We start from the raw sequence: 23,444 nt of genomic DNA, 5'->3' as shown, positions 1-23,444 counted from the left end.
CTGTTCAGAGCGGATATTCGGCGTAGAACTCCAGCACGCGCTGCTTGAAGCTCTTGTCGCCGACGGCGAGCATGTGGTCGCGGCCCTCGATGTGAAAAGCTTTCGCGTTGGGCATCAGGACAGCCAGTTCTTCGGGCGAGCCGGCGATGTCGTCCCTGGTCCCGACGGCGATCAAGGTCGGCTGGGCGATGCGCGCGACATCGTCCTCGCTCATCGATGCGCGCGAGCCGACGATGCATACGGCAAGCGCCCGGCGGTCGCTGCGGGTCTGGTCGGCGAAGGCGCGAAACGAGCGGCCGCGCGCATGGCCGATCGTACCGGGATCCTCGGCCAGGAGCGCATCGGCGATCGGATCCCAATCGCCGACACCGTCGACAAGGCCGATGCCGAGGCCGCCCAACACCAGCGTCGCCACCTTGTCCGGATCGGACAACGCCATGAATGCCGATACCCGCGCGCCCATCGAATAGCCCATGACATGGGCGCGTTCGATGCCGAGGTGGTCGAGCAGCGCGGCCGCGTCCGAGGCCATCTTGCCGGGGGTGTAGTCGGCCTCGCTGTAGCTCTTCGTCGAAGAGCCGTGGCCGCGGTTGTCGAAAGCGATGGCGCGGTAGCCGGCATCGTTCAGCGTCTTGAACCAGCCGGGCGAGACCCAGTTGACGTAATGGCTTGACGCGAAACCGTGGATCATCAGCACCGGGTCGCCCTGCCCGGACGCCGGCTGGCGGTCAAGGTAAGCGAGTTCGAAGCCGTCATGGGAAAAATATTGCATCTGGCGCTGCCGAGGTCAGTTGGAACCGGCGCCCGCCGCCTTGTCGATCGCCGGGTGGCGCAAGACGTCTCCGTCAGCGAGACCCTCCCTGGCGGCCGTTCCCGCCTTCAACTCGAGCACGAAGCTTACGGGCTGTCCAGGCGAGATGATCGCTTCGGATTCCGGTTCGCCGCGCTTGATGGCCTTGATCCTGCCGTCCTGGCCGACGAAGACAAGGTCGAGCGGCATCGGCGTGTTCTTCATCCAGAAATTCACCTCGCCAGGCGTCTCGAACACGAACAGCATGCCGTGATCGTCGGCCATGTCCTTGCGGAACATCAGCCCGGCCTCGCGCTCGTCCGATGTGTCGGCGATCTCGATGGAGAAGGAATGCTTGCCGGAGCCGGTCACCGCGACCAGCGGCGTCGGATCGACCGGCAGCATCATGGCCTGGCCGTCCGCCCAACTCGGTTTCAGGACGCCGAAAGCGGCGGCCAGCACGATGGCGGCATAGAGCGCGCCTGCGATCAGCCAGTTGCGGTCGGTCATGTGATACCTCGTCCTGCGCTCGTCCTAGACCATGATCCAAGCGAGTGGAACCGGTTTCGAACAGGATCGACCTCATACGCGACTGGCCATACAGATCGTTTTCGACGCAACGCGCTTCAATGCGTGTTGAGATTGAGGTCAGGCCGCGCCGAAAATGACGGGTTCCGAGAACCGGAGCGGAGCGTACTTAAGGTACGTGAACACCGGCCTACGCCGACCGTAGCCTTAACTGCCACTCCGCTCATGAGTGCTTAGGTCGGCGAAGGCCGGAAGCGTAGGAACCCGGCATTTGCAGCCCGGCATCACCTGAAAATCAACGCGCATTTAGTGCGAGACCGGCAAGGTGCCGACATCGGGGTGAATTTCGGCGGCCATAAGGCCTTTGTCGCCGCGGCCGAAGCGCACCAGAACGACCTGGCCGGGTCTCAGTTCGGTGATACCGTAGCGCCGCAGCGTCTCCATATGGACGAAGATGTCCTCGGTGCCCTCACCCCGGGTCAGGAAGCCGAAGCCCTTGGTGCGGTTGAACCACTTCACCAGCGCCCGCTCGAGCCCGCTTTCCGCCGTCACGGTGACATGCGTGCGCTGCTCCTGTTCCGCCGGATGCACCGCTGTCGAGGCATCCATCGACAGGACACGGAAAGCCTGCAGGCCGCGCTCGCCCTGCTTGACGAGGCACACGACGCGGGCGCCTTCCAATGCGGTCTGGAAGCCGTCCCTTCGAAGACATGTCACATGGAGGAGAACATCACCCGAGACGCCGTCGTCCGGAAGAATGAAGCCGTAGCCCTTGGCCACGTCGAACCATTTGATAGCGCCGGCGATTTCGACAAACTCGGCGGCATCGCCGCCACTGTCTCGCGTCAAGGCGTCGTCAAGGCTTCCGTCCCGCCTCGTAAAAGAGGCCTTTTCCCCCATAAGAATGCCCCCTTTTCCAACTGCAACCGCTACTGATTCTTGCCATGAGATTAACACCGCGGCTTCCGGGGTGTGCAAGACCTGACGTGCCTTTTTTCACCGTTGAGCACCGGAAAGCCTTAATTGTTCTTTGCCGGCGCTGCTTGAAGCGCGACGGCGCGGCCTGAAATCGACCATTCCACCGTTTTGTCGGACGATTGCCCTTTGGCGGAGCGCCTCCTATGGTGCGCCGCAAACGCAACGCCGCGAGGAGCCCGATATGCGCTATCTTCACACCATGGTCCGCATCGCCGACATCGATCAATCGCTCGATTTCTACTGCAACAAGCTCGGCCTCAAGGAAGTGCGTCGCTACGAGAACGACCAGGGACGCTATACGCTGATCTTCCTCGCCGCCTCCGAGGACGAGCAAAGCGGCATTGCCGAGAAGGCGCCGCTGGTCGAGCTGACCTACAATTGGGATCCGGAAGAGTATAAAGGCGGCCGCAATTTCGGCCATCTCGCCTATGAGGTCGACGACATCTACGCCACCTGCCAGAAGCTGATGGACAATGGCGTGACCATCAACCGGCCGCCGCGTGACGGCAACATGGCCTTCATCCGCTCGCCGGACGGCATCTCGATCGAGCTCTTGCAGAAGGGCCCGGCCAAGGCCAAGGCCGACCCCTGGGCCTCGATGCAGAACACGGGAAGCTGGTAGGCGTGAGGCCATCCCACGAGGATTTTTTGACCGCTGGCCCGTGGCGCTTCGCCCGGCTGCGCCTATCTATCCATGGGAGGCGCCGGCCTTAGCAGGCTGGCGCTTTTCTTGACCCTCTGGGAGAATTTCATGCCGACCAGCCGCGCCGATGTCGCCACCGAACACGCCAGCCGCTACCTGCAGCAGCTCTGCAAGCACTGGGCGCACAAATTCCCGGTCGAGTTCGATCCGCACCACGGCGCCATCCAGCTTTCGCTCGGCCGCACCGTGATGGAAGCCGACGACAAGGCTCTTCATATCGCCGTTGCCGCTGACGACGCTGCCTCGCTCGAGCGCCTGGAAACCGTGGTAGCCGACCACATCAAGCGCTTCGCCTTCCACGAGGAGCTGACCTTCGACTGGCAGCAGGCAGCCTGAGCCAGCGCAATTCCATGAAAAGTGCCTCGCGGTTTTCCGTCCGGAATTGCGTGGAAATGAATAGTCAGCCGCCGGCTTTGCCAGCCATGTCGAGCAGGGCAAGGACACTCCGCCAATTGCGCGCCGTGCCCGGCACCTTGAGCGTACGCGGGATGAGATTGGCGAACACTGATTTGCCGAGCCCTTCCGGCGCATGCAGGTAGAGCACGTCGCCCTTGATCTCGAAGCGCTCCGGACCGGTGCATTTTTCCGCAAGCCGCTTCGTCTCGTCAGCGGTCGGCTCACGCTCCAGCGCGTAGGCATGCAGCTTGGTCGGCTCGCCGGCCACTTCCGGATACGGATTGTCCTTCACCAGGCGTTCGAACCAGCCGGCATCGCGCACCATGATGCGGGAATGGAACCCCCATTTCTTCTCGAAGGCCGCTTCGATCTCACGTGTCAGTGACGCCGCATCGCCCTTCTTCGCGCGGAACACGATGTTGCCGCTCTGCACGTAGGTCGCGACATCGCTGAAACCCAAATCCTCGAAGAACGACCTCAGCTCCGCCATCTTGACGATGCGGTTGCCGCCGACATTGATGCCGGAGAACAGCGCGACGAAGACGGTTCCAGTTCCGCTCGTTTTTGGCCCGCTCATATGATGAACCCCGCCAGCGTCTCGTTGTCGGTGATGTCTTGATACTGCACGCCTTCGGCGTCGAAATTGGCCTTCAGCAGATCGAAATTGCGCCGGTCCTTGGTCTCGATGCCGATCAGCACCGAGCCGAAATTGCGCGCCGACTTCTTGAGATACTCGAAGCGCGCGATGTCGTCGTCCGGTCCCAGCATCTCGAGGAAATCGCGCAGCGCGCCCGGCCGCTGTGGGAAGCGGATGATGAAATACTTCTTCAGCCCCTCGAAACGCAGCGCCCGCTCCTTGACGTCCGGCAGGCGCTCGAAATCGAAATTGCCGCCGGAGACGACCGCCACGATGGTCTTGCCCCTGATCTCCTTGCGTGAGAAATCCTTGAGCGCGTCGATCGCCAGCGCCCCGGCCGGCTCCAGCACAACACCCTCGATATTGAGCATCTCGATCATCGTCGCGCAGAGCCGATTTTCCGGAACGAGGCGCACGGCATCGGCGGTGAAATCCCTGAGGTGGCGCAGCGGCTCGCGGCCGATCTCGGCCACCGCCGCGCCGTCGACGAAATTGTCGACCTTGGCGAGCTTGACCCGCTTGCCGCTGGCAAGGCTCTCGCTGAGGCTCGGCGCGCCCGCCGGCTCGCAGAACACGAAGCGCGTGTCGCGGTGCCGGTCGGCGAAATAATGCGTCACCCCGGCGGCGAGGCCGCCGCCGCCCACCGGCAGCATGACGATGTCGGGCATACGCCCGCCGGGCATCTGGGCCGTGATTTCATAGGCAACCGTCGCCTGGCCCTCGATGATGTCCTTATGGTCGAAGGGCGGCACCATATGCGCGCCGGCGGTCTCCGTGAATTCGAAGGCGGCGCGATAGCAATCGTCGAAGAAGTCGCCGACCAGCCGGATCTCGACGAAATCGCCGCCGAACAGCCGTGTCTTGTCGATCTTCTGCTGCGGCGTCGTCACCGGCATGAACACGACGCCCTTCTTGCCGAAATGACGGCAGACGAAGGCAAAGCCCTGCGCATGGTTGCCGGCCGAGGCGCAGACGAAGAGCTCGGCGTTGTTGCCGGCGGCGAGCGCCTTACGGAAGAAATTGAAGGCGCCTCTGATCTTATAGGAGCGGACCGGAGTCAGATCCTCGCGCTTCAGAAGGATGCGGGCGCCGGTCTTCTTCGACAGATAGTCGTTCTCCTGCAGCGGCGTTTCCGGAAAAATCCCGCGGATCGCCTCGGCGGCGGCGGCAACCCGGGCGGAGAAGCTGTTCACTTGCAAGTCCCCTCATTTCATTCGAGGCAACGCGCCTCGATCCCCTGCCGGCGCGGCTTTTTCAACCAAGGACCTTCCTGCCGCCGTTTTGACTTTCGCGCAACAGTGCGATGGCCCTCGCCGGCCGCCGAGCAAATTTCCGCTGGACACGACTTACTTTAGCCGCACTTCGCCTGTCCGGGAGGATTTCGCGGAGGTGGATGGCCAATTGCGGCCGGAGTGGATTTGTTCGACGTGCATGTGAAGACGCTTTTGATCATTGCCCTGGCTCTGTCGATGGCAGGCTGCGCGGGGCGTCAGACAGAGGAAATTCTGGGCAGCGTCGTCGTGCCGACGACCGCGACCGAGATCGCCGGCAACCACTCGATCTTCATCGCCACCACCCGCAAGCGCTCCGACGATCCGAACAAGGTCTTTGACGGCGAGCGCTCGGCGACGCTGAACTATGCCCGCGTCAGCGTCACCGTGCCGCCGGTCCACCAGGCCGGCCAGATCGAGCGGCGTTCGCGCGGCACGTCGAACGATCCGACCAAATATTTCATGGCCTCCGAGGTTGTCGGCTACGACACGCAGCCGAAATTCGCCAGCGCGCTCAACGCCGATATCGATGCGCGTGGCGGCCGCGTCATGGTCTTCGTCCACGGCTACAACACCGGCTTCGACGACGCCGTCTACCGGCTGACCCAGATCGTCCACGATTCCGGATATCCCGGCACGCCGGTGCTGTTTTCGTGGGCTTCGGGCGCCAAGACCACCGACTATGTCTATGACAAGGAAAGTGCATCCGCCGCCCGTGATCAGCTGGAAGTGACGCTGAGAATGCTCGCGCAGACCGGTGCGCGGCGCATCGACATCGTCGCGCATTCGATGGGAACCTGGGTGACGATGGAGACGCTGCGCCAGCTCGCCATCACCGGCGATCGCGACCTTAGCGGCAAGCTCGGCGACGTGGTTCTGGCCTCGCCCGACATCGACGTCGATGTCTTCAAGAGCCAGATGCGCCGCTACGGCAAGCCCGACAAGCCCTTCATCCTGCTTCTGTCCGACGACGACCGGGCGCTGAGGCTCTCCGGTCTGATTGCCGGTTCGCGGCCGCGCGTCGGCGACTACAGGGACGCGGCCGATCTCGCTTCCTATGGCGTCACCGTCGTCGATCTCTCCAAAGAGAAGGGAAGCGACAGCTTCAACCACACCAAATTCGCCGACAACCCGGCGCTGGTGAAGATGATCGGCCAGCGGCTGCGCGAGGACGATGGTTTTGCCAGCGACCGCGACGTCACCGACCGCATCAGCCAGCTCGCCACCCAGTAACCGTGGTGACGCGGTTGCTGTCCTGCATGGACTTTGAACTGGACCGGACCGCCCTCTGGCTTTATCGAAGTAGCAGGAGAGGTTTGCCGCCCTTGGGGGACCCCGGGTGATCGTGCGTTCGAAGATCGGCCTTGGCCTTGCCTTTGCGCTCGCCCTGACCGGCTGCGCCGGTGGGAACACGCATGATCTTCTGAACAGGAAGACGGTCGCCGTGCCGGCCTCCGATATTGCGGCCACCCATGAAATCTTCGTCGCCACGACCCGTCAGCAGGCGACCAAGGACCCGCGCCAGGTGTTCGACGGCGACCGTTCGCTGACCGCCAGCTACGCCCGTGTCGACGTCACGGTTCCAAAAATCCATCAGGTTGGCGCGATCGAGCGCGCCAAGGGTTCGGCCGACAGCAACCCGGCCAAGCAGTTCACCGCCACCGACGTCGTCCACTATGGCGACCCTTCGCAATTCGCCAAGGCGGTCGGCGCCGATATTGCCATACGCGGCGACCGCGCCTTGGTCTTCGTGCACGGGTTCAACAACGGCTTCGACGACGGCGTCTACCGGCTGACCCAGATTGCGCACGACACGAAATATCAGGGCACGCCGGTGCTGTTCTCATGGGCGTCGAGCGGCAAGACGACCGGCTACATCTACGACAAGGACAGCTCCACCGCCGCGCGCGACGACCTCGAGGCGACGCTGAGGATGCTTGCCAAGACGCGCGCCAAAAGCATCGACATCATCGCCCATTCGATGGGGACCTGGCTGACGATGGAAGCCTTGCGCCAGCTCGCCATCACCGGCGACCGCGACCTCGGCGGCAAGCTAGGCTATGTCATCCTCGCCTCGCCCGACATCGACGTCGATGTCTTCAAGAAGCAGATGATCCGCTACGGCAAGCCCGACAAGCCGTTCGCCATCCTGCTTTCTGGCGACGACCGGGCGCTCAAGCTGTCCAGCCTCATTTCCGGCGACAAGCCGCGCGTCGGCGACTACGGCAACGCGGCCGATCTCGCAAGCTACGGCGTGGTCGTTGCGGATCTGACCAACACCAAGGGCGGCGACCGTTTGAACCACGCCAAGTTCGCCGACAATCCGGTCCTGGTGCAATTGCTCGGCGACCGGCTGCGCACACCGGCGGCCCTGCGGGCGGACGAACCTCAAGGGGCCGGGTTGGACAATATCGGCCAAGGTCTCGGCAAAGCCGTGGGATCGGTGGCCGAAGTGGTGATCACCACGCCGTTCAAGGTGCTGACCATCGCCACCGGCGGCCAATGATCCGCCAACGGCGACCCTCTCACACGAAAAGATCGACCTTCTGGAACGTCGTCACGTCGACCAGTCCGACGTCGGAGATTCTCAGCTCCGGGATCACCACCAGCGCCAGCAACGAGTGCTGCATGTAGGCGTTGTTGAGCGAGCAGCCGACCTTGCGCATCGCCTCCGTCAGTTGCTCGGCCTTGGCCGCGACGGTCTCGGCGCGCTCGTTCGACATCAGACCGGCGATCGGCATTTCGACCAGCGCCAGCTCCTTGCCCTTGGAATAAAGCACCACGCCGCCGCCCACCTCGCCCAGCCGGTTGACGGCCAAGGCCATGTCCTTCTTGTTGGTGCCGACGACGATGATGTGGTGCGCGTCATGGGCGACGCTCGAGGCCATGGCGCAGTCTTCCACATAGCCGAAGCCGGACACGAAGGCGTTGGTGACGCCGCCCGTGCCCCTGTGGCGCTCCACCAGGGCGATCTGGCAGACGTCGTTGCGGCGGTCCATGGCGACCAGCCCGTCCTCGACCGGCAGATCGGCCTCCAGCGCCCGCGTCGGCGCCTGGTTCTCGATCACGCCGATCACGCGCGCCCGCACCTCGTTGGCGCCCTGGGGCGCGGCGATGTCGAAATCCGCCGCCCTGAGCTTCTTGGCGAGCTTGACCGTGTTCTTCGCCGTCTGCGGATAATCATACGCCGGAATGTCGATCTCGAGCTTGCCGGCCTTCGCTAGCCTGACGCCGCGGCTATAGACCTCGTCGATTGCCATCTGGGTCAGGTCGGAGACGATCAAGAGATCGGCCAGCCGCCCCGGCGCGATCGAGCCGATCTCGCGCTCCAGCCTGAAATGCTGCGCGGTGTTGAGCGTCGCCATCTGGATCGCCGTCACCGGCTTCAGGCCCTGGCTGATGGCGTGCCGCACCACGCGGTCCATATGCCCCTCATGCACCAGCGTGCCGGAATGGCTGTCGTCGGTGCACAGGATGAAGTTGCGCGGATCGATGCCGCCTTCGGTTACCGCCTTGATCTGCGCCGCGACATCGTACCAGGCGGACCCAAGCCTCAACATCGCCTTCATGCCCTGGCGCACGCGGGCGATCGCATCTTCGGCGCGCGTGCCCTCATGGTCGTCCTCGGCGCCGCCGGCGACATAGCCGTGGAACGGCAGGCCGAGGTCGCGCGAGGCATAGTGGCCGCCGACCGTCTTGCCGGCCTTGACCGTTTCGGCGATCTCGCCCGACATCACCGGATCGTTGGCGACGACGCCTGGAAAATTCATCACCTCGCCGAGCCCGATGATGTTTTCCCAGGTCATCGCCTCGGCGACGTCGGCGACCGTAAGCTCGGCCCCGGCATGCTCCAGGCCAGGTGCCGAAGGCACGCAGGACGGCATCTGCACACGCACGTTGATAGGCATCGCGACGGCCTCGTCATGCATCAGGCGGACGCCCGGCAGGCCCAGCACATTGGCGATCTCATGCGGGTCGATGAACATCGAGGTGGTGCCGTGCGGGATCACGGCGCGGCAGAATTCCGTCACCGTCACCATGCCGCTCTCGACATGCATGTGCGCGTCGCAGAGGCCGGGAACCAGATAGCGGCCGCCGGCATCGACTACCTTGGTCCCCTGCCCGATGGCGTGGCCGGCATTCGGCCCACAGTAAGCGAAGCGCCCGGCGGCGACGGCAATGTCGGTGCCGGGGATGATCTCGCCCGAATGGACATTGACCCAGCGCCCGTTGCGGATCACCAGATCGGCAGGCTTGCGCCCCATCGCGACGTCGACCAGATGCCTCGCCACCTCGGTCCAGGGTTTCGGCGTTGCGGCGCTCTTCGGCTTGGCATTCGTCATCGGCGGATCCTCTGCTTGCGGCCACTTTCGCAAATGTCGGCGCACGGAGCCAGAGCGGTTCAAACAGCTCTCGGGGAAAACGCCGCGTATGTTGACTATTCCAGGCAAATGGCGATGCTCGCCGTCGAACCGACCCTTGCGAGGCAAAAATGACCGGTTTCTGGAAAGCGTTCGCCGCCATCATCCTCTTCGTCGCATCGACCGCTCTCGCCACCGCCGAAGAGCGCTGGCAGACCTTGCCGGAGCCTGCTGCAATGCCCAAACCCGACGAAAGCGGCTACGCGCCGGTCAACGGCATCCAGATGTACTATGCCGTTTTCGGCAAGGGCGACCCGGTGCTGCTCATCCATGGCGGCCTCGGCCATGCCGATATCTGGGCGAGCCAGGTAGCGACCATGTCCAAGACCCACAAGGTTATCGTCGCCGACAGCCGCGGCCACGGCCGCTCGACCCGCACGGACGAGCCCTACGGCTACGATCTCATGGCCTCGGACTATCTGGCGCTGCTGGACTATCTCAAGATCGACAAGGCGGCGCTTGTCGGCTGGAGCGACGGCGGCATCATCGGCATCGACATCGCGCTTCATCATCCCGAACGGCTGACAAGGCTCTTCGCACAGGCGGCCAACGTCACCACGGACGGCGTCGACCCCGGCGTCCTGACCAACAAGACCTTCGCCGCCTACATCGAACGGTCAGGCCGAGACTACAAGAAGATGTCGAAGACGCCTGACCAGTATGACGCCTTCGTCGCGCAGATCAGCCATATGTGGGAATCGCAGCCGTCCTGGACCAAGGAACAGCTCGGCAAGATCACCACGCCGATCGCGATCGTCGCCGGCGACCATGACGAGGCGATCAAGCGCAAGCACACCGAATATATGGCCTCCGTCATACCGGGCGCGAAGCTGATCATCCTGCCCAACGCCAGCCATTTCGCCATGCTGCAGGCGCCGGACGAATACAGCCAGGCGGCGCTCGACTTCATCGACGCCAAATAGCCGGCGTGCGAACGAGCAAGACCCGTGCCCGCTACTGACCATCCGGATCGGCCGAAGATGGCGCAGACGATCAGGTTCGCGATCTTCGTGGTATCGGCAGCCTTGGCCGGCGTGGCCTTCTTCATTTTGCGCTCATACTGGACATGGGTTGCGCCGCTTCTGATCTTCGTCGCCGGCACCCTGCTCGCCGAATACACTTTCAACCGGCTGGCCTCGTCCGAGGAGAAGCGGCGCGACCTCGAAGATCGCGTCCGCAACCCACCGACGTAAACCACTGTTGCAGGAATGCAATTTCGCTTTGCGGCGAATAACGCTAGGTTGCGCCGAGGAGTCTTTCGAAACCGCCATTTCGGAGCGCTCGATGGGTCGCCTGACGCTTGCCAGTGCCGGCTTTTTCGCTCTGCTGTCCGGGCGGGCCTTGGCCGCGGACGCAGGCGCCGACCTGCCCATGACCGCGCCCGGCTTCGACTGGACGGGCTACTATGCCGGCCTCCAGGCCGGCTATGGCTGGGGTTCCTCCGACATCTCCGGCACGGAAGGCGAGCCGTTCGGCGCTTCGCCCGATCTTGACGGCGGCTTTGTCGGCGGCCATGTCGCCGGCCTTTGGCAGTTCAACCAGGCGGTGATCGGCGCGCGGGCCGAGCTCGACTATTCCTCGATGGACGGTTCGGCCCTGCTCGACCCCGGAAATACCGTCGGCACCGACATCAAATGGTTCGGATCGGTCAATGCCGAGGCCGGCCTGGCGGTCGATCGCTGGCTGATCTACGGCGTCGGCGGCGTCGCCTTCGCCGGCATCGAGACCTCGCAAGTTGCCGGGCCCAGCTTCGCCAGGACACGCGCAAGCGCCGGCTGGACGATCGGCGCCGGGGTCGACTATGCGCTGAGCAACAATATCGTCGTCGGCGCGCAGTACCGCTACTACGATTTCGGCAAGGAGCATTTCGACGCCCCGGACGACTTCTCGGACCGCGACCAGGACGTGAAGCTGCACACGCTGGGCGTGAACTTCAGCTACAAGTTCTGAATTGATGAGCGGAACGAAGGTGGCCGGCGCCTGCAGGGGGCGGGGGGAATGGGTAGGGCCTGATGGACGCCGGCCGCGGCGGATCAAGTCCACAGCGAGGACAACCGTAGCGAACGCCTCTAAAGGCGTAATTCCGCGATCACGCCACTATCCAGGGTCAGCCGAAACGGCCTTGTCGGCCGGCATGGCGGCCAAGCACTCAACCCCGGCGCCGCCATCACTGCGCTTTTGAGTCAGCCGGCGTGAAGACGAGCGTCTGGGCACCCGATTGCCCTTGGCTACCACCCCAGGCGGACTATCCGGGAAAGATCGGCGATGTCGCCATAGATCATCGAACCTTTGACGAGAAAACACCTGCCGTTGAGGACCTCGAAGAGCCGGCTTGACGCGGTGCAAATCGGCGCGACCTTACGGTCCTTGGCTTCGGCATAGCCGACGCTGATCGCGAGGATAGCGATAGTAATGAGAGTCGTTTTGCTCATACTTAACCCCTAAAGCCAACTGGCTCCCAGGGCTGCAAAACCGGGTTGCGCTCCCTTAAGTAGCATCGGGGCATGATGGGCTTCATCCTATCGATCGGAGACGTGGGCTCATCCATTTGCCGTAGGGCGCAAAGACGGGTTCACCCCCGCACAGGCGCTGCGCCCTGATCAGCGCCCGCACTTCGGCCATATCGCCGGACGATCCAGCGTGCGCCGTCGGCGAAGCTGCGGCGGGGCGGCAGAGGCGACTGGCGTGGCGGCAAGAAGGCGCGGCGGTCGACCTCCCTGGGGTCCCGTTTCACGACCTCCGATACACCGACACCTCCGCCCTGATCGCTGGCCGCCTCGACGTGGTTGCAATTAACTGCCGGCTAGGGCATGCGTCACTTGCGGTCACGCTGTCGGTCTACGCCCATTGTTCCAGAAGTCGGACGAAGACGCGGCGGCGATCGAAGCTGCGATGAGAGCGGGCGCGGAACAACAGATCAGCCTTTGGTGCCAATCCGGTGCAAAATCTACCCCGGAAGGCTAGACCTGTGTCGGCTTAAGTGCTTGAAATTGCAGCGCGCGGACGTGGCGGAATTGGTAGACGCAAGGGACTTAAAATCCCTCGATCTCTGATCGTACGGGTTCGATTCCCGTCGTCCGCACCACATTGAAATTGCTTGCTTATTCTAATTCTATCTTTGGGGCCGGCTACCCTGGACGGCACCTATGCTCGCGTTCAAGGATCTCTGGTTTTTAACGCCGAAACTGATGCGGCCCGAAGATTACGAGCCCGAATGAAGCCCGGTAGCCGAAGCCGATGTGCTGACGCCTGGATCGCCATCGCGCGATAGGAAGCGCCCGCTACGTTGCCGCAGCGAGCGCTCCAGTGGCCCCTCGCCGGCAGGACGGTACGCCTCGCTAAGATGGATAATAAGCGCGCCCTAGTTGAAGCGCCGCATATTAGAGCCGCGTGACTTTTCTGCCACTAGACACCGGAAGGCCCCGGAAGCCAAAGCCGTCGGGCCTCACAGATGCAGCGAAAACTAGGTAACCGTTAATTGGAACACATTCCCCGGCCGCGATGTTGGGTAGGTTAGAGGGACGCGAAACCCCACCGCCGGACGACGCCGATGAATACGTGGAGAACTTCAGTCGAGATCGAGGAACTAGAAAATAGGCATTATGTGCGCGTCATCGAGGACGGCACGGTCAGCATCAAGGGCTTCGGTTCTCAGTCAGAGGCCAAAACCTTTGCCAACAACGAACGCGTGCGGCTCGGGCTTGGCACGCCTCTCAAAAAATAAGCGCAGCCACCTGAGTAGCGGCCTAGGATTTCTTGTCGCCATTTGGATTTGGTGCCGGAGCCTCTCGCACGTCTCGCGGTGCCGGATCGACATGGTCGGGCTCTGGCGAGCAATGATCGGGGTCGGCGGGATCGTCCTTTGTCGGCTTTTGCTTCGGCAAGGGACGCTTGTCCCGTTGGTTCTGCATTCGCGCGCGCTCCTTTCCCGCTGAAAACCGGCCAGACGCGCTGTTTGTTCCAGAAAACTGAGAGGGGCCATGAAGCGAGGCCACCGGGCGCTTCCTCGTATTTTAGCAAAATGTGAAACAAAGCGATTTCGCCAGCGTTTTAAGCTCCACGAAGGAGCCTTCCAGCATGGATCCGGCTACAGCAGCGGTCATGGTTTTGCTTTTGTGCGGCCCAGGCGATGCGTCTATCTGTAAACCGGTCAATACGGCGCCACGGGTGTTCGCATCGCTCGGCGAATGCCGTTCCTCGTTGGCAGCTGAACTCGCTGGCGACGCCAGCGGAAGAATGATCGGCCGATGCAAGGTGATCGATCCGACTGTCACGGGCTCCCTGCCAGCCGGCTACACGACAGTTACGGTTACGCATGGCGGCGACACTGTCAGGTACATTGTTCCGCACAAGGAATAGCCCGGCCACCGAAGCAGCCGGGCCTTCAAGTGTCCGAAGGGGAGCTTTAGTTCATCGCAGAATGCGTCTCGCCGGTCAGCCGCCGCGCCCCTTGTCGGCCGAACGTATCGGCTGCCATGGCCTTCATCGTCTCGGCCGTTACGATAAACTTGGCCACGCATACGCGTTCCTGGCTGCCGTCATAGCCGCGCTGGTTCGTATAGTAGGAAATCCGGAACAGATTGGCCGCGATCTCCTCAACGCGTCCCACGCCCTGCACGAAGGTATCAAGCACGACGGCTGGTTCGATAAGGTCGCTCATGGCTGCACCGCCTGCAACGGCTCGGCCTCAATCTTGCTGTAGAAGGTCTTGCGTAGCTTTAGGGAGAACTCGGCGGCCTTGTAGCCGATGTAGAGCAAGCGGTTCGCCTCACCGGCCGTGAGAACGACGTTTCGGCCCTCAGTGCTTTTTGCGCGAAAAGCGTTTTCCAGCAAATCGGCTAGGACGTCGATCATGTCGTCGCTATCGCAGACCAAGGATTCCAGATCGTAGAGAGCTTCCGTGTCTGCGGTCATAGGCCCGCCTCCCGATCGAGGAAGGCCAGCGATGCCTTAATGACGTTTTCGGCCACATGGTCAATAAACCCGTCCTCTCGGATGGCGTAACGCAAAGCTTCTGCCACACCACGCAATGTTGTCGGCTGCGGCGTGTCTTTCCAGAGACGGTACCTGGCCGGCCCGTAGGTCGCATCGACGAGAGTGTCCTCATTCTCCCGCGTTATCAGCTCGTCGGGGATGGCCGCGAATTCATCCGCCTTGGCGTAATACTCAGCGATCAGATCGGCCAGCGGGTCGGATGCCGGCAATGGCATCGGAAGCGCTACCGCGCCCGCTACGGTCGGGACAGAGGCCGCGCCAATCAGCATGGCGCGGCGGGAAAACCTCCCGGTGATGATCTGCATTCCCTCGGCAGCGGGCATAGCTTCGCCGGCTGCCGGAACATGGGTGTTCGGCATGATGTTGCTCCTAGAGCGTGGTTGCTGTAACATCATGCAAATTAAATGACTTCGGCGCTAAGTCAATACAATTTGAATGAAGTTGGAGCGAATGACAGTTACAGCAGGGCAGTTGAGGGCCGCGCGGGGTCTCATAGGATGGTCGCAACAGGATTTAGCCGAGAAGGCTGAAGTTGGTCGAGCAACGATCGCCGACTTCGAGGCAGGCAAGCGAGCGCCCTATGCCACGACGTTGGCCCGGCTTCAGGAGACGCTAACTGCGGCCGGTGTCGAGTTCATCCCTGAGAATGGCGGCGGTGCCGGGGTGAGGCTGAAGAAATGACCCAAACTCATTCCGAAAGCACTCCGCCTCCGCATTGGCCGAAGCACGTCAAAATAATAAGCATGGAGGGGCTTGCTCACATCGGCGTAGATCCTAAAACGAGCGAACTCTATTGGGATGGGCAGAAGCTCGTAACCGAAAGAAAGCTTGCCGGATTCGAGCGCGGCCTTGCCACAGTTGCAACGATAGCAACCTGTCTCGGTGCCTTGGCGGCGTGTGCTGAGGCAGGTCGCAGCTTAGGCTGGTGGTAGAAGCTGCACAAAAAGGCGCTGCCGACCCCGCGCGGAGACGGAAACATGAACACCGATCTAGTTCGCCAAGAGGCCCGATTGCTGGCCATCGAATACATGGTCATGCACGTCTACAATTCGCTCCTTATGTTGCATAACGTCTCTGAAGACGACATAGAGAAGATCGAGCGGCATAGCCTCGATTGGCCGAGCAAAACACGTTCGATAATGTCGACCCCGTCATGTCCGACCATGCGTCCGCAGAGTTAAGAGATGCCCTCGCCAATTTGTTGAACGAGGCGAAAGAGATGCGGAACACGTGACGATCGGTTCCTATACCGCCGAAGCGCCTTGCGATCCTGAAGGGACTCACGGACAAGGCGTCCAGCCCTTTCGCCTGTCTGGCGTGTGAATTGCAGATTCCTGTCGTCTCGGCCGGCCGCTCGGCACTCGTGGCAGAAGATCACCTTCACCAGATCCCAGTGCAGGCACCCATGGGGCCCGAGCCGCTTGACCAGCGTGGCTACGTCCAGGGCAGCCGTCCGTTGGCATGTGAGGCAATAGACCGACAGGCCTGTGCCGGCTTCGAGCTTCTTGCCGAGCGTGTCTTCTACGAAGGGGAATTTCATCGTCATGGCGATCTCCAGGAAATGAGGTCGCCCCATCCGAGTCCGGATATAGATCGGCTCCTGACATTCGCCAAGAACGAACAGAGAACATTGCAGCGGAAAAAAGTCCGCCGTCGGGGGAGAAGGGACACAGGGACCGGGCTTGCTCAAGCGGGGTCCACGCGTAAGCCCATCAAGGTTCGAGAATACTCTTGACGACAAAAATCCTCAAACCCATATCGCCGCTGGGCCGGGGACACCGCTGTAGGTCTCGGCTCTCCTAACACTCAATTGTTCGTTCGATTTGGAGGACCCTATGAACGACCGGATGTTCGACAGCCCTGTTTTCGTAAAGAGCGGAAGCAGCCTAATCCAGGAGATCGCATGCATCGAGGACGCCCTGGAATTTCTCTACGAATGGCCGAAAAGTCGGCGCGGCCCGATCTACGACACGGCGCTGCGAGCCTGCCAAAAGGCATTCGACAGCGATTATCCGCGAAACGCTGCGAGAGACGCTTTCTGCGGTTTCGCAAAAGCAGCCAAGATTCTTGAAGAAGTAAGCGCACCGCCGCCATGGATGGCCAGCGTCGGCGGCCGCGGCGGGCTGGCTGCTTGAAGTCTCGCGATGGAGGTCGCGATGCTTTCAAAGCCGTTCGAAAATCCAATCCGAGTTTGGGTCGGGATGGGATTTCCCCGTCAGCTCAACACCGTGGTTGACGCATACCAGTTTGCCACCGATTGGTGCGGCAACAGTCCCGAGCAGAAAGCTGCCATCCGTGCGTGCAAAGCGGCACTGGTCGGAGACATCGACGCGGAGACGGCCAGGGGAATCTTTGCCGCCTTTGCCCGCAAGAAGGATATACTTATCGAGGACGGAAATATGCCGCCTCCTAATTGGAAGGCGCGGTCCTCGCATGTCTAAACTGGTGAGGCGGCGGCCAACGCCGCCTCGACCATGCTCTAAAGCTATTTCCACCCGACCGAGCAATTTCGATGGCAAATGAACTTGCGATTAAATCCCCGTCCCTTGAGCCAAACGCGGCGCGATACGATAACGATTGCCAGGATGCTTTAGCATCCCATCTGGATGATCTGTTGGATCGAGCCGAAGCCGCCGGGTGGGAGAGGAGACGGGCCGCTTCGGCGCTGATGTATCTTGCCGCTAAAAGACTAGATGGTGCGGAGCGTCGAAGCACGTGACCGCCCCTTAAGGGGGACCTTTCCTCCTCGGAAATCCTGCAGCGAGGCATGACGCAGGTCTTCCTCGCCCCGTAGGTGGTTTACGCGGCCGTCTCGCGGCTGCCATCGAGGCTGCCGGCGACGCGCTGCGGCAGCTATGGGCGTCCACCCCGTCTATATTCGCCTGGATCGATAAAGGTCCCTGCCCATAAGTTACGTTTGGCAATGCGGGCTTCGCGCTCTTCGGCAAGGTATCGAGTGTCGGCTACCGCCAATCCGTGTTTCACGAGGTCGCGTCCGAGATCGATGCCTCCCACGAAGCAGACGCCGACATCGTTGTCATAGCGGTCCTTGCCTTCGATGATGCAGGATACATCCCCCGAGGCTATGAGATGGCGAATGTGGTCACGCGCATACCTGCCGCACGGCCAGATCTTGTCAGCGGCATCAAAACACGGCTGCGAAAGTTCGGGGGCATCGATACCGAGCAACTGAACTCGTTTCTTGTCATGCCACAGCGTGTCGCCGTCATGAGCAAACCAATGCTCTACTGCCGACACGGGGCCACAGGTGAGCATGAAGGCGAACGCGATCAAAAAGAGCTTCACCATTGTCTGTCTAAATTAACATGGCGGCCGGGTGGCGGGCCATCATATATTAGCAACCGCATTCGCGCGTCCAGCTCAGCCTGGTGCAGTCAATGCCGTCGGCCAAAATGCTCGAAAGCGCTGCGCTGCCCGAGATGCGTGCGCCCGACGAGACGGACGAAATCACAGCTTACCTTGCGAAAAATTGGACCTGCAGGATGAACTAGGAGAATGCTGGTCCCGCTCTACATCGCCGCGATCGGCCTTGTGATGCTCGCCAGCGCGGTCTGGCGCTACAGGCAGCGCGATATGGTCGGGATCGCTGCGAGCCCTTTGCTGGCCGCTCTGTGCGCCTATGCGTTGATGCTCTCACCTGCTCGTTCGGATCCGCCCGCCCTAACCCCAATCGCACGTTGTGAGTTCCTTCTGCGAATGCTCATGCAGATCGGCCGCGCGGGAATGACCTACAGGCATCTCGACGCGACGGAGCAAGCTGATCCGCTGACAGTTATGATCGAGTTCGAGACTCGCAACAGGGCGCGTGTTCCAGGTCGCTCAATCGGCTCATGTGAGTTTGATCGGGATCGGCGCCACATCTCCTTCATCACTCAAGATGGATTTCGGAGCCAGATCATCTACGACTAGGAATCTAGAGCAAAAGGCGCATAGGGGCGGCAGCCAAAGGGCGCGGGCCGCTAGGGGCATGGCGTCCAGCCCTTCCGCTTGTCCGGCGTCACCGCATGGTTGGTGAATTGCAGATCGCGATGGTCGCGGCCGGCGGCGCGGCACTCGTGGCAGTAAATCACCTTGATCAGATCCCAATGCATCGCCCCATGATCCGGCCCGAGCCGCTTCACTAGCTCGGCGACATCGAGGGTAACTTTCCGCTTGCATGTGAGACAGTCGACCGAAAGGCCGGTGCCGGCTTCGAGCTTCCTGCCGAGCGTATCTTCCGTGAAGTGAAATTTCATCGTCATGGCGATCTCCGAAAATGAGGTCGCCGCACCGGTGAGGATTATATTCCTGATCTCTGGCCGATTGCCAAGAGGTACGCGATCACGCCATGTCCTTTTGAGGTAGAGATTAGCTATCTTGCATATGCGGCGGACCATGGTTCGCCAGGCCGGCGCCAGGGCTCAGGCAATTCTCCCCCACGAGAAAAGGCGCCGGTCACCTTAGCCCGCCGCGCGGGTGTGGGGGCACACCCAGCGGCGGGTTATCGGATTCTGCCGGTCCTCTTGACGAGGCGGAAGAGCCAGCGATGGGCGGCCGCCCTGTCAGGCCTGGTCGGGATGCCAATCGCGCTCGACGCTCCGAATGATGGCCTCCATTTGCGGGATCATCCACCTGAGGTAAGCGGTGTGGATCTCATCCGCCGACCTGCGTCCAGCCTCGATGTCGGCCAGAAGCTGCTTGTCGTCGGCCAGCTTGTTGCGCCACCAATCGATGATCTCTCTTCGCGCCCCAGGCATGAAGCCGCTTCCCCAGCTTCCAAACGCTTCGGATATAGGCGCCTTGCCCTACCTGGCAATCACTCTGGTTGGTTCTGTCGCACGACTGAAGTCGTATAGGCAGGCGTATTGGTCCCTACAGTGAAACAACTTGCCCGATGCATCATTTGACAGAGCCGGCGAGCATCTGTCCCTTCGTTCGGCGGCATGAGAGAGTGAATAGGTGCCCGCCATCCCGTTGCCTGGGGTGACGGGCATCTGTTTTGTTGTCCTATTTTTGGCCGACTGAACTTGTGCCTGGCGGGGCGAAAAAACAGGTCCACCTAAAACTGTGATAGGCCTCGAAATTCATGTGTGGGGTCAACGGCCGATAGAACGTCAACAGGCGCTCGCAAATGTGATAGCGATCATCTGGCGAAGTCTGGACACGCTCTCTGGGAATAAACCACTCCGGCTCCTGGGGTTCGTTCAAGTAGAATGGGCGTGGCGGCCGCACGAAATAGCCGTCCTTTGTCATCCTGACGTAGCTTGAATCGATCGGGTGACAGTCTTTGCCCCCGCAGCAATCATGCTGGAGAACTGGGTCTGACTTACCCGTATACCAATCGTGGGCATCGGCATTGCCGAGCAGTGCGAGCCACGTCAATGCGAAATACCGCTTTGACTGCGTCATGGAAATCCCCTCGCAGCCTGCATAGCACATTAGCAATAGCTAATCTTCAGGCTGAAAGTTGTACTGGAAGCTGCAAAAGGTCGGTATCGAGAATACCCTCAGAGCACCAGGGACCGCGCGCAAACGTCTCCCAGCCCGCTCGAACATATTAGCCGATGCTTGCGAACCTATTACGCGGCGCCAGCATTGTATCGGCATGGCAAAAGGGCTTTCGCATCGGAGATGAGGTCGCCATCGCAGCGACTGTGCGCCGGCGCGTCACGGATGATTGCGTCAGCGTCTCGATCCCTTCCTATGGGTTCCCGCACTCGAGCTTCGGGTGGCGGCCATCCTTCGTTATATGGCATGCCCTGCGCAGCCTTGGTGACGGAGGACGGGCACTCAAGCCTTGATCGGATTGAGCTTCAGATGCTGGACCAGGATGATGGTCTTGGCATCGACGATGCGGCCGTCGGCAATGCCGGCCAGCGCCTCGTCGAGCGGCATTTCCAGAACCTCGATGTCCTCGCCCTCCTCCGGCGCTCCGCCGCCGTCGGAGATGCGGTCGGCCGGCGAATAGCGCGCGGTGAAGAACCAGAGCCGCTCCGTCACGGAGCCGGGGCTCATATAGGGCGCGAACAGCCGCTCGACGTTCTTCAGCCGGTAGCCGAGCTCCTCTTCCGCTTCCTTGCGGATGCAGGTTTCCGGATCGTTTTCGTCGAGCAGGCCGGCGCAGGCCTCGATGAGCGGCTCGCGATGGCCGGTGACATAGGCCGGATAGCGGAACTGCCGCACCAGAAGCACCGTCGAGCGCTGCGGATCGAAAGGCAGGATCACCGCGCCGTCGCCGCGGTCGTAGGTCTGGCGGGTCTGCGTTTCCCAACGCCCGTCGCGGCGCCGATAGTCGAGCACCGTCTTCTTGAGCACCGCCCAGTCGTCGGACAGGACTTCTTCAGAGCGGATCCGGACGCGATCTTCCATGTTGAACTCCGTGCTGCCGGCAAGCGTTATCGGCGAACAGGTGCCCCCGCGCAATCCTGGAAACCGACTGGTCCAGCAAGACTTTCACCGGCTCGTGTCTGGCGCGAAGTGCCACGGCTGCCTAGATAGCGGTATCTCTCCCAGGAGCCCGTTTCATGTCGTCATCGCTTTTCCAGCCGATCACCCTCGGCGGCCTCACCTTCCCCAACCGCATCGCGGTGGCGCCGATGTGCCAATATTCGGCCGAGGACGGTTCCGCCAGCGACTGGCACCTCCACCACTGGATGAACCTCGCCATCTCCGGCGCCGGCATGGTGACCGTCGAGATGACCGACGTCGAGCGGCGCGGCCGCATCTCGCATGACTGCCTTGGTCTCTATTCCGATGACAACGAGGCGGCGGCCAAGCGCACGCTCGATGCCGCCAGGCGCGTCGCAGCTCCCGGCACCAAATTCGGCGTCCAACTCGCCCATGCCGGCCGCAAGGCCTCCAACAGGAAGCCTTGGGAAGGCGGCGGCCCCCTGCAGCCCGGCGAGGATCCCTGGCAGACTGTTTCGGCCTCGGCCATTGCCTATGACACCGGGTGGAATGTACCGCATGCGCTCGACGAGGGAGAGATCCAGCAAGTCATCAAACGTTTCGCCGAGGCGGCGGCGCGGGCCGCGCGCGCCGGCTTCGACTTCATCGAGCTGCATACCGCTCACGGCTACCTGATCTTCCAGTTCTTGTCGCCGCTCTCCAACCAGCGCACCGACCGCTGGGGCGGCTCGCTGGAAAACCGCATGCGTTTCGCCGTCGAAATCGCCAGGGCGGTCAAGAAGGCCGCACCGGACCTGATGCTCGGCGGGCGCCTTTCAGTGAAGGAATGGGTCGATGGCGGCTTCGACGTCGAAGAGGCGATCGAAGTGGCCAAGGCGCTGAAGGCGGAAGGCGTCGCCTATCTCTGCTGTTCAAGCGGCGGCAATTCGCCATTGCAGAAGCTGCCCGGCGGTCCCGGCTACCAGGTGCATCTGGCGGAAGCGGTGCGCAGGGGCGCCGACATCCCGACGCGCGCCGTGGGCCTGATCGACGACCCCAGGCAGGCCGAGGCGATTCTGGCCGATGGCCGCGCCGACATGGTGGCGCTGGCGCGCGCCTTCCTCGCCGATCCGCGCTGGGGCTGGCGCGCGGCGGCGACGTTCGGCGAGGAAATCCGTCCGGCGCCGCAGCTGGCGCGCTCGCTGACGACGATGCAGCACTGGATGAAGGCGGCCGGCTGAGCGGCTGTTTCCACAGTTGGCGCAGGGGCTGAGACCTTTGGGCGCAGGGGTCCCGCCACGATTGCAACCAAATTGGCCGTTTTGCGTTGGCGGCCATGACAGACAGCAAGCCGTTTGAAAAGCCGGTGGTGGTCGAGCTCGGCCATGTCGGCAAATATCGCCAAATAAGCAGCACCCGCGAAGCCGCCGAGTGCCTGATGACCGTTTGGCCGCTCAATCGCGGACAGCGGCATCGTGATGCTCTCGACACTTGCCTCAAGGCGCTGGAAGGTTATCGTTCGACAGCGGACGCACGCCGCGCCCTGGTAGAGGCTGCCAGGGAATCGGAGGTGCTGGTTCCTGAAGACAGGTTGCCCGACGGAAAGCTGCACTGAGCAATTGCAGGAGAAGTGTGAAGCGGTTCTCCGTCCGGAATTGCGTGAAAACAATTAGAGCAGGTCGGCGATTCCGGCAGACGCCGAACTGCTCTAGCAGGCTAGGGTTTCTCGACCGGAGGATTCTATGGCGAAACTGACGTACAAAATTGTCGAGCATGACGGCGGTTGGGCCTACAAGGTCGGCTCAACTTTCTCGGAAACATTTCCCACGCACCAGGACGCGCTGCGCGCCGCCGAGATTGCCTCGGCAGAGCAGCAGATCGCTGGCGCCACGGACGGTATCCAGTATGAGGATTCCGAGGGTGTCTGGCATGACGAACTGGCCGATGGCCGCGACCGGCCGCAGACCGAGGTCTCCGACTAGTGTTTTGATATCCGCGCCGCGACCGACCATGCCCCTGCCTCCATGTCGGCCGCCGACGGAGGCGTCGATTACTTGCCGCAATACTGATCGTTGACGTTCATCCCGGCATTGGCATCGGGCCCGGAAGTGTTGGAAGCACATGGGCCGACAGGACCGTGATTGCCAAGGCTGTTGAGGCCCGTGGCCTCGCTGTCGGAGCGGATGCTGCCGGTGGTGTAAGGATCGACTGGCACCCGTTCGTTCGGGACCGGGCGATCATGGTGCCACCACGACCACATGTCCGAGGATTGCGCCATTGCCGAGGTTGCCATGCCCAGCACGAGCGCGGATGTTGCAAGAGCTTTCACAAGCATCGG

General features: G+C 62.0%; 32 protein-coding genes and 1 tRNA gene. 16 read left to right on the top strand and 17 right to left on the bottom strand.

The features are described from left to right. Nucleotides 1–4 precede the first annotated feature (4 nt). From EN874_RS01785 to EN874_RS01775, 3 genes are all read right to left on the bottom strand, one after another. Nucleotides 5–772 (bottom strand): alpha/beta fold hydrolase, encoded by a 768-nt coding sequence (locus EN874_RS01785; RefSeq protein ID WP_127423820.1) that lies wholly within the window; start codon nt 770–772, stop codon nt 5–7. Nucleotides 773–787: 15 nt separating this feature from the next. Next, nucleotides 788–1,300 (bottom strand): DUF192 domain-containing protein, encoded by a 513-nt coding sequence (locus EN874_RS01780; RefSeq protein WP_127423819.1) that lies wholly within the window; start codon nt 1,298–1,300, stop codon nt 788–790. A gap of 324 nt (nt 1,301–1,624) precedes the next feature. Beyond that, nucleotides 1,625–2,218, bottom strand: a complete 594-nt coding sequence (locus tag EN874_RS01775) for a cold-shock protein (protein ID WP_127423818.1) — start codon at nt 2,216–2,218, stop codon at nt 1,625–1,627. Nucleotides 2,219–2,477: 259 nt separating this feature from the next. Here EN874_RS01775 and gloA point away from each other — a divergent pair, with 259 nt between their 5' ends. Further along, nucleotides 2,478–2,918, top strand: a complete 441-nt coding sequence (gloA, locus tag EN874_RS01770; RefSeq protein ID WP_127423817.1) for a lactoylglutathione lyase — start codon at nt 2,478–2,480, stop codon at nt 2,916–2,918. Between the two features lie 129 nt (nt 2,919–3,047). Next, nucleotides 3,048–3,335, top strand: coding sequence for a DUF2218 domain-containing protein (locus EN874_RS01765; protein WP_127423816.1), 288 nt, complete (start codon nt 3,048–3,050; stop codon nt 3,333–3,335). Nucleotides 3,336–3,399: 64 nt separating this feature from the next. On the opposite strand, the gene EN874_RS01760 is transcribed toward EN874_RS01765, so the two are convergent. After that, entirely contained in the window at nt 3,400–3,972 is a 573-nt protein-coding gene (locus tag EN874_RS01760) for a DUF1697 domain-containing protein (protein WP_127423815.1), read from the bottom strand. Further along, entirely contained in the window at nt 3,969–5,225 is a 1,257-nt protein-coding gene (gene ilvA / locus EN874_RS01755; RefSeq protein ID WP_127423814.1) for a threonine ammonia-lyase IlvA, read from the bottom strand. The genes EN874_RS01760 and ilvA overlap by 4 nt, the downstream gene beginning before the upstream one ends. Nucleotides 5,226–5,501: 276 nt before the next feature. On the opposite strand from ilvA, the gene EN874_RS01750 reads away from it, so the two are divergent. Then, nucleotides 5,502–6,536 (top strand): alpha/beta hydrolase, encoded by a 1,035-nt coding sequence (locus tag EN874_RS01750; RefSeq protein ID WP_245513471.1) that lies wholly within the window; start codon nt 5,502–5,504, stop codon nt 6,534–6,536. Nucleotides 6,537–6,642: 106 nt separating this feature from the next. Continuing rightward, complete coding sequence (locus EN874_RS01745; RefSeq protein ID WP_127423813.1) at nt 6,643–7,809, top strand: alpha/beta hydrolase; 1,167 nt, start codon at nt 6,643–6,645, stop codon at nt 7,807–7,809. 19 nt (nt 7,810–7,828) lie between these two features. Here the strand turns inward: EN874_RS01745 and ade are convergent, their stop codons facing one another. Beyond that, nucleotides 7,829–9,646: an adenine deaminase gene (gene ade / locus EN874_RS01740; RefSeq protein WP_127423812.1), complete on the bottom strand. Its 1,818-nt coding sequence runs from the start codon at nt 9,644–9,646 to the stop codon at nt 7,829–7,831. A gap of 149 nt (nt 9,647–9,795) precedes the next feature. On the opposite strand from ade, the gene EN874_RS01735 reads away from it, so the two are divergent. The 3 genes from EN874_RS01735 (at nt 9,796) to EN874_RS01725 (ending at nt 11,674) form a co-directional block, all read left to right on the top strand. Further along, nucleotides 9,796–10,647, top strand: coding sequence for an alpha/beta hydrolase (locus EN874_RS01735; RefSeq protein ID WP_127423811.1), 852 nt, complete (start codon nt 9,796–9,798; stop codon nt 10,645–10,647). A 24-nt stretch (nt 10,648–10,671) separates the two neighbouring features. Beyond that, entirely contained in the window at nt 10,672–10,917 is a 246-nt protein-coding gene (locus EN874_RS01730) for a hypothetical protein (RefSeq protein ID WP_127423810.1), read from the top strand. 91 nt (nt 10,918–11,008) lie between these two features. Continuing rightward, nucleotides 11,009–11,674 carry an outer membrane protein gene (locus tag EN874_RS01725; RefSeq protein ID WP_127423809.1) on the top strand — a complete coding sequence of 222 codons (666 nt, stop codon included), beginning with the start codon at nt 11,009–11,011 and terminating at the stop codon, nt 11,672–11,674. Nucleotides 11,675–11,952: 278 nt separating this feature from the next. Here the strand turns inward: EN874_RS01725 and EN874_RS01720 are convergent, their stop codons facing one another. After that, nucleotides 11,953–12,156 carry a hypothetical protein gene (locus EN874_RS01720; protein ID WP_127423808.1) on the bottom strand — a complete coding sequence of 68 codons (204 nt, stop codon included), beginning with the start codon at nt 12,154–12,156 and terminating at the stop codon, nt 11,953–11,955. Nucleotides 12,157–12,723: 567 nt separating this feature from the next. Between EN874_RS01720 and EN874_RS01715 the strand changes: the two genes are divergently transcribed. Further along, nucleotides 12,724–12,809: transfer RNA gene (locus EN874_RS01715), tRNA-Leu, on the top strand. A 465-nt stretch (nt 12,810–13,274) separates the two neighbouring features. Continuing rightward, on the top strand, nt 13,275–13,448 hold the full coding sequence (locus tag EN874_RS33550) for a hypothetical protein (protein ID WP_168247338.1): 174 nt from the start codon (nt 13,275–13,277) through the stop codon (nt 13,446–13,448). A 289-nt stretch (nt 13,449–13,737) separates the two neighbouring features. Here the strand turns inward: EN874_RS33550 and EN874_RS33545 are convergent, their stop codons facing one another. The 4 genes from EN874_RS33545 to EN874_RS01695 all read right to left on the bottom strand — a co-directional run bounded on the left by EN874_RS33545 (nt 13,738) and on the right by EN874_RS01695 (nt 15,078). Then, entirely contained in the window at nt 13,738–13,998 is a 261-nt protein-coding gene (locus tag EN874_RS33545; RefSeq protein ID WP_168247337.1) for a hypothetical protein, read from the bottom strand. 131 nt (nt 13,999–14,129) lie between these two features. Continuing rightward, entirely contained in the window at nt 14,130–14,384 is a 255-nt protein-coding gene (locus EN874_RS01705; RefSeq protein ID WP_127423807.1) for a hypothetical protein, read from the bottom strand. Beyond that, the gene (locus tag EN874_RS01700) at nt 14,381–14,638 is read right to left on the bottom strand and encodes a hypothetical protein (RefSeq protein WP_127423806.1); all 258 of its coding nucleotides are present in this window, start codon (nt 14,636–14,638) and stop codon (nt 14,381–14,383) included. The genes EN874_RS01705 and EN874_RS01700 overlap by 4 nt, the downstream gene beginning before the upstream one ends. Next, nucleotides 14,635–15,078, bottom strand: a complete 444-nt coding sequence (locus EN874_RS01695; RefSeq protein WP_127423805.1) for a hypothetical protein — start codon at nt 15,076–15,078, stop codon at nt 14,635–14,637. The genes EN874_RS01700 and EN874_RS01695 overlap by 4 nt, the downstream gene beginning before the upstream one ends. Before the next feature lie 76 nt (nt 15,079–15,154). Between EN874_RS01695 and EN874_RS01690 the strand changes: the two genes are divergently transcribed. Then, entirely contained in the window at nt 15,155–15,400 is a 246-nt protein-coding gene (locus tag EN874_RS01690; protein WP_348631810.1) for a helix-turn-helix transcriptional regulator, read from the top strand. A 496-nt stretch (nt 15,401–15,896) separates the two neighbouring features. Here EN874_RS01690 and EN874_RS01685 read toward each other — a convergent pair whose 3' ends face one another. Beyond that, a complete protein-coding gene (locus tag EN874_RS01685; RefSeq protein ID WP_127423803.1) occupies nt 15,897–16,265 on the bottom strand; it encodes a hypothetical protein in 369 nt (122 codons plus the stop codon). Nucleotides 16,266–16,554: 289 nt separating this feature from the next. On the opposite strand from EN874_RS01685, the gene EN874_RS01680 reads away from it, so the two are divergent. Both EN874_RS01680 and EN874_RS01675 read left to right on the top strand, forming a co-directional pair. After that, nucleotides 16,555–16,854, top strand: coding sequence for a DUF982 domain-containing protein (locus EN874_RS01680; RefSeq protein ID WP_127423802.1), 300 nt, complete (start codon nt 16,555–16,557; stop codon nt 16,852–16,854). 21 nt (nt 16,855–16,875) lie between these two features. After that, complete coding sequence (locus EN874_RS01675) at nt 16,876–17,160, top strand: DUF982 domain-containing protein (RefSeq protein ID WP_127423801.1); 285 nt, start codon at nt 16,876–16,878, stop codon at nt 17,158–17,160. A gap of 412 nt (nt 17,161–17,572) precedes the next feature. On the opposite strand, the gene EN874_RS01665 is transcribed toward EN874_RS01675, so the two are convergent. Further along, entirely contained in the window at nt 17,573–18,028 is a 456-nt protein-coding gene (locus EN874_RS01665) for a thermonuclease family protein (protein ID WP_135882189.1), read from the bottom strand. Nucleotides 18,029–18,235: 207 nt separating this feature from the next. Between EN874_RS01665 and EN874_RS01660 the strand changes: the two genes are divergently transcribed. Next, on the top strand, nt 18,236–18,649 hold the full coding sequence (locus EN874_RS01660) for a hypothetical protein (RefSeq protein WP_127428227.1): 414 nt from the start codon (nt 18,236–18,238) through the stop codon (nt 18,647–18,649). A 50-nt stretch (nt 18,650–18,699) separates the two neighbouring features. Here the strand turns inward: EN874_RS01660 and EN874_RS01655 are convergent, their stop codons facing one another. The 3 genes from EN874_RS01655 to EN874_RS01640 form a co-directional block, all read right to left on the bottom strand. Beyond that, nucleotides 18,700–18,981, bottom strand: coding sequence for a hypothetical protein (locus tag EN874_RS01655; RefSeq protein ID WP_127428226.1), 282 nt, complete (start codon nt 18,979–18,981; stop codon nt 18,700–18,702). A 300-nt stretch (nt 18,982–19,281) separates the two neighbouring features. After that, nucleotides 19,282–19,476 carry a hypothetical protein gene (locus EN874_RS01650; protein WP_127428225.1) on the bottom strand — a complete coding sequence of 65 codons (195 nt, stop codon included), beginning with the start codon at nt 19,474–19,476 and terminating at the stop codon, nt 19,282–19,284. A 1,033-nt stretch (nt 19,477–20,509) separates the two neighbouring features. Further along, the gene (locus EN874_RS01640; RefSeq protein ID WP_127428223.1) at nt 20,510–21,088 is read right to left on the bottom strand and encodes an NUDIX domain-containing protein; all 579 of its coding nucleotides are present in this window, start codon (nt 21,086–21,088) and stop codon (nt 20,510–20,512) included. A gap of 155 nt (nt 21,089–21,243) precedes the next feature. Between EN874_RS01640 and EN874_RS01635 the strand changes: the two genes are divergently transcribed. The 3 genes from EN874_RS01635 (at nt 21,244) to EN874_RS01620 (ending at nt 23,088) form a co-directional block, all read left to right on the top strand. Further along, nucleotides 21,244–22,347 (top strand): NADH:flavin oxidoreductase/NADH oxidase, encoded by a 1,104-nt coding sequence (locus EN874_RS01635; RefSeq protein WP_127428222.1) that lies wholly within the window; start codon nt 21,244–21,246, stop codon nt 22,345–22,347. 95 nt (nt 22,348–22,442) lie between these two features. Beyond that, entirely contained in the window at nt 22,443–22,721 is a 279-nt protein-coding gene (locus EN874_RS01630; RefSeq protein ID WP_127428221.1) for a DUF982 domain-containing protein, read from the top strand. Nucleotides 22,722–22,848: 127 nt separating this feature from the next. Beyond that, nucleotides 22,849–23,088 carry a DUF2188 domain-containing protein gene (locus EN874_RS01620; protein WP_127428219.1) on the top strand — a complete coding sequence of 80 codons (240 nt, stop codon included), beginning with the start codon at nt 22,849–22,851 and terminating at the stop codon, nt 23,086–23,088. 68 nt (nt 23,089–23,156) lie between these two features. Here EN874_RS01620 and EN874_RS01615 read toward each other — a convergent pair whose 3' ends face one another. Continuing rightward, on the bottom strand, nt 23,157–23,441 hold the full coding sequence (locus tag EN874_RS01615; RefSeq protein WP_127428218.1) for a hypothetical protein: 285 nt from the start codon (nt 23,439–23,441) through the stop codon (nt 23,157–23,159). Nucleotides 23,442–23,444: the final 3 nt, after the last annotated feature.

Origin of the sequence: Mesorhizobium sp. M1D.F.Ca.ET.231.01.1.1 (assembly GCF_003999155.2) — a bacterium.
In the GTDB taxonomy this organism is placed as follows: domain Bacteria; phylum Pseudomonadota; class Alphaproteobacteria; order Rhizobiales; family Rhizobiaceae; genus Mesorhizobium.
The sequence above is the reverse complement of the archived record's forward strand: the minus strand, read 5'-3'. Positions and strand labels throughout refer to the sequence as shown.

Coding starts and splice junctions, on each gene's coding strand:
- EN874_RS01785 (WP_127423820.1), bottom strand. CDS start 772: ATGCAATATTTTTCCCATGACGGCTTCGAACTCGCTTACCTTGACCGC.
- EN874_RS01780 (WP_127423819.1), bottom strand. CDS start 1,300: ATGACCGACCGCAACTGGCTGATCGCAGGCGCGCTCTATGCCGCCATC.
- EN874_RS01775 (WP_127423818.1), bottom strand. CDS start 2,218: ATGGGGGAAAAGGCCTCTTTTACGAGGCGGGACGGAAGCCTTGACGAC.
- gloA (WP_127423817.1), top strand. CDS start 2,478: ATGCGCTATCTTCACACCATGGTCCGCATCGCCGACATCGATCAATCG.
- EN874_RS01765 (WP_127423816.1), top strand. CDS start 3,048: ATGCCGACCAGCCGCGCCGATGTCGCCACCGAACACGCCAGCCGCTAC.
- EN874_RS01760 (WP_127423815.1), bottom strand. CDS start 3,972: ATGAGCGGGCCAAAAACGAGCGGAACTGGAACCGTCTTCGTCGCGCTG.
- EN874_RS01750 (WP_245513471.1), top strand. CDS start 5,502: ATGGCAGGCTGCGCGGGGCGTCAGACAGAGGAAATTCTGGGCAGCGTC.
- ade (WP_127423812.1), bottom strand. CDS start 9,646: ATGACGAATGCCAAGCCGAAGAGCGCCGCAACGCCGAAACCCTGGACC.
- EN874_RS01735 (WP_127423811.1), top strand. CDS start 9,796: ATGACCGGTTTCTGGAAAGCGTTCGCCGCCATCATCCTCTTCGTCGCA.
- EN874_RS01725 (WP_127423809.1), top strand. CDS start 11,009: ATGGGTCGCCTGACGCTTGCCAGTGCCGGCTTTTTCGCTCTGCTGTCC.
- EN874_RS01720 (WP_127423808.1), bottom strand. CDS start 12,156: ATGAGCAAAACGACTCTCATTACTATCGCTATCCTCGCGATCAGCGTC.
- EN874_RS33550 (WP_168247338.1), top strand. CDS start 13,275: ATGAATACGTGGAGAACTTCAGTCGAGATCGAGGAACTAGAAAATAGG.
- EN874_RS01705 (WP_127423807.1), bottom strand. CDS start 14,384: ATGAGCGACCTTATCGAACCAGCCGTCGTGCTTGATACCTTCGTGCAG.
- EN874_RS01700 (WP_127423806.1), bottom strand. CDS start 14,638: ATGACCGCAGACACGGAAGCTCTCTACGATCTGGAATCCTTGGTCTGC.
- EN874_RS01695 (WP_127423805.1), bottom strand. CDS start 15,078: ATGCCGAACACCCATGTTCCGGCAGCCGGCGAAGCTATGCCCGCTGCC.
- EN874_RS01690 (WP_348631810.1), top strand. CDS start 15,155: ATGAAGTTGGAGCGAATGACAGTTACAGCAGGGCAGTTGAGGGCCGCG.
- EN874_RS01685 (WP_127423803.1), bottom strand. CDS start 16,265: ATGACGATGAAATTCCCCTTCGTAGAAGACACGCTCGGCAAGAAGCTC.
- EN874_RS01680 (WP_127423802.1), top strand. CDS start 16,555: ATGAACGACCGGATGTTCGACAGCCCTGTTTTCGTAAAGAGCGGAAGC.
- EN874_RS01675 (WP_127423801.1), top strand. CDS start 16,876: ATGCTTTCAAAGCCGTTCGAAAATCCAATCCGAGTTTGGGTCGGGATG.
- EN874_RS01665 (WP_135882189.1), bottom strand. CDS start 18,028: ATGGTGAAGCTCTTTTTGATCGCGTTCGCCTTCATGCTCACCTGTGGC.
- EN874_RS01660 (WP_127428227.1), top strand. CDS start 18,236: ATGCTGGTCCCGCTCTACATCGCCGCGATCGGCCTTGTGATGCTCGCC.
- EN874_RS01655 (WP_127428226.1), bottom strand. CDS start 18,981: ATGACGATGAAATTTCACTTCACGGAAGATACGCTCGGCAGGAAGCTC.
- EN874_RS01650 (WP_127428225.1), bottom strand. CDS start 19,476: ATGCCTGGGGCGCGAAGAGAGATCATCGATTGGTGGCGCAACAAGCTG.
- EN874_RS01640 (WP_127428223.1), bottom strand. CDS start 21,088: ATGGAAGATCGCGTCCGGATCCGCTCTGAAGAAGTCCTGTCCGACGAC.
- EN874_RS01635 (WP_127428222.1), top strand. CDS start 21,244: ATGTCGTCATCGCTTTTCCAGCCGATCACCCTCGGCGGCCTCACCTTC.
- EN874_RS01630 (WP_127428221.1), top strand. CDS start 22,443: ATGACAGACAGCAAGCCGTTTGAAAAGCCGGTGGTGGTCGAGCTCGGC.
- EN874_RS01620 (WP_127428219.1), top strand. CDS start 22,849: ATGGCGAAACTGACGTACAAAATTGTCGAGCATGACGGCGGTTGGGCC.
- EN874_RS01615 (WP_127428218.1), bottom strand. CDS start 23,441: ATGCTTGTGAAAGCTCTTGCAACATCCGCGCTCGTGCTGGGCATGGCA.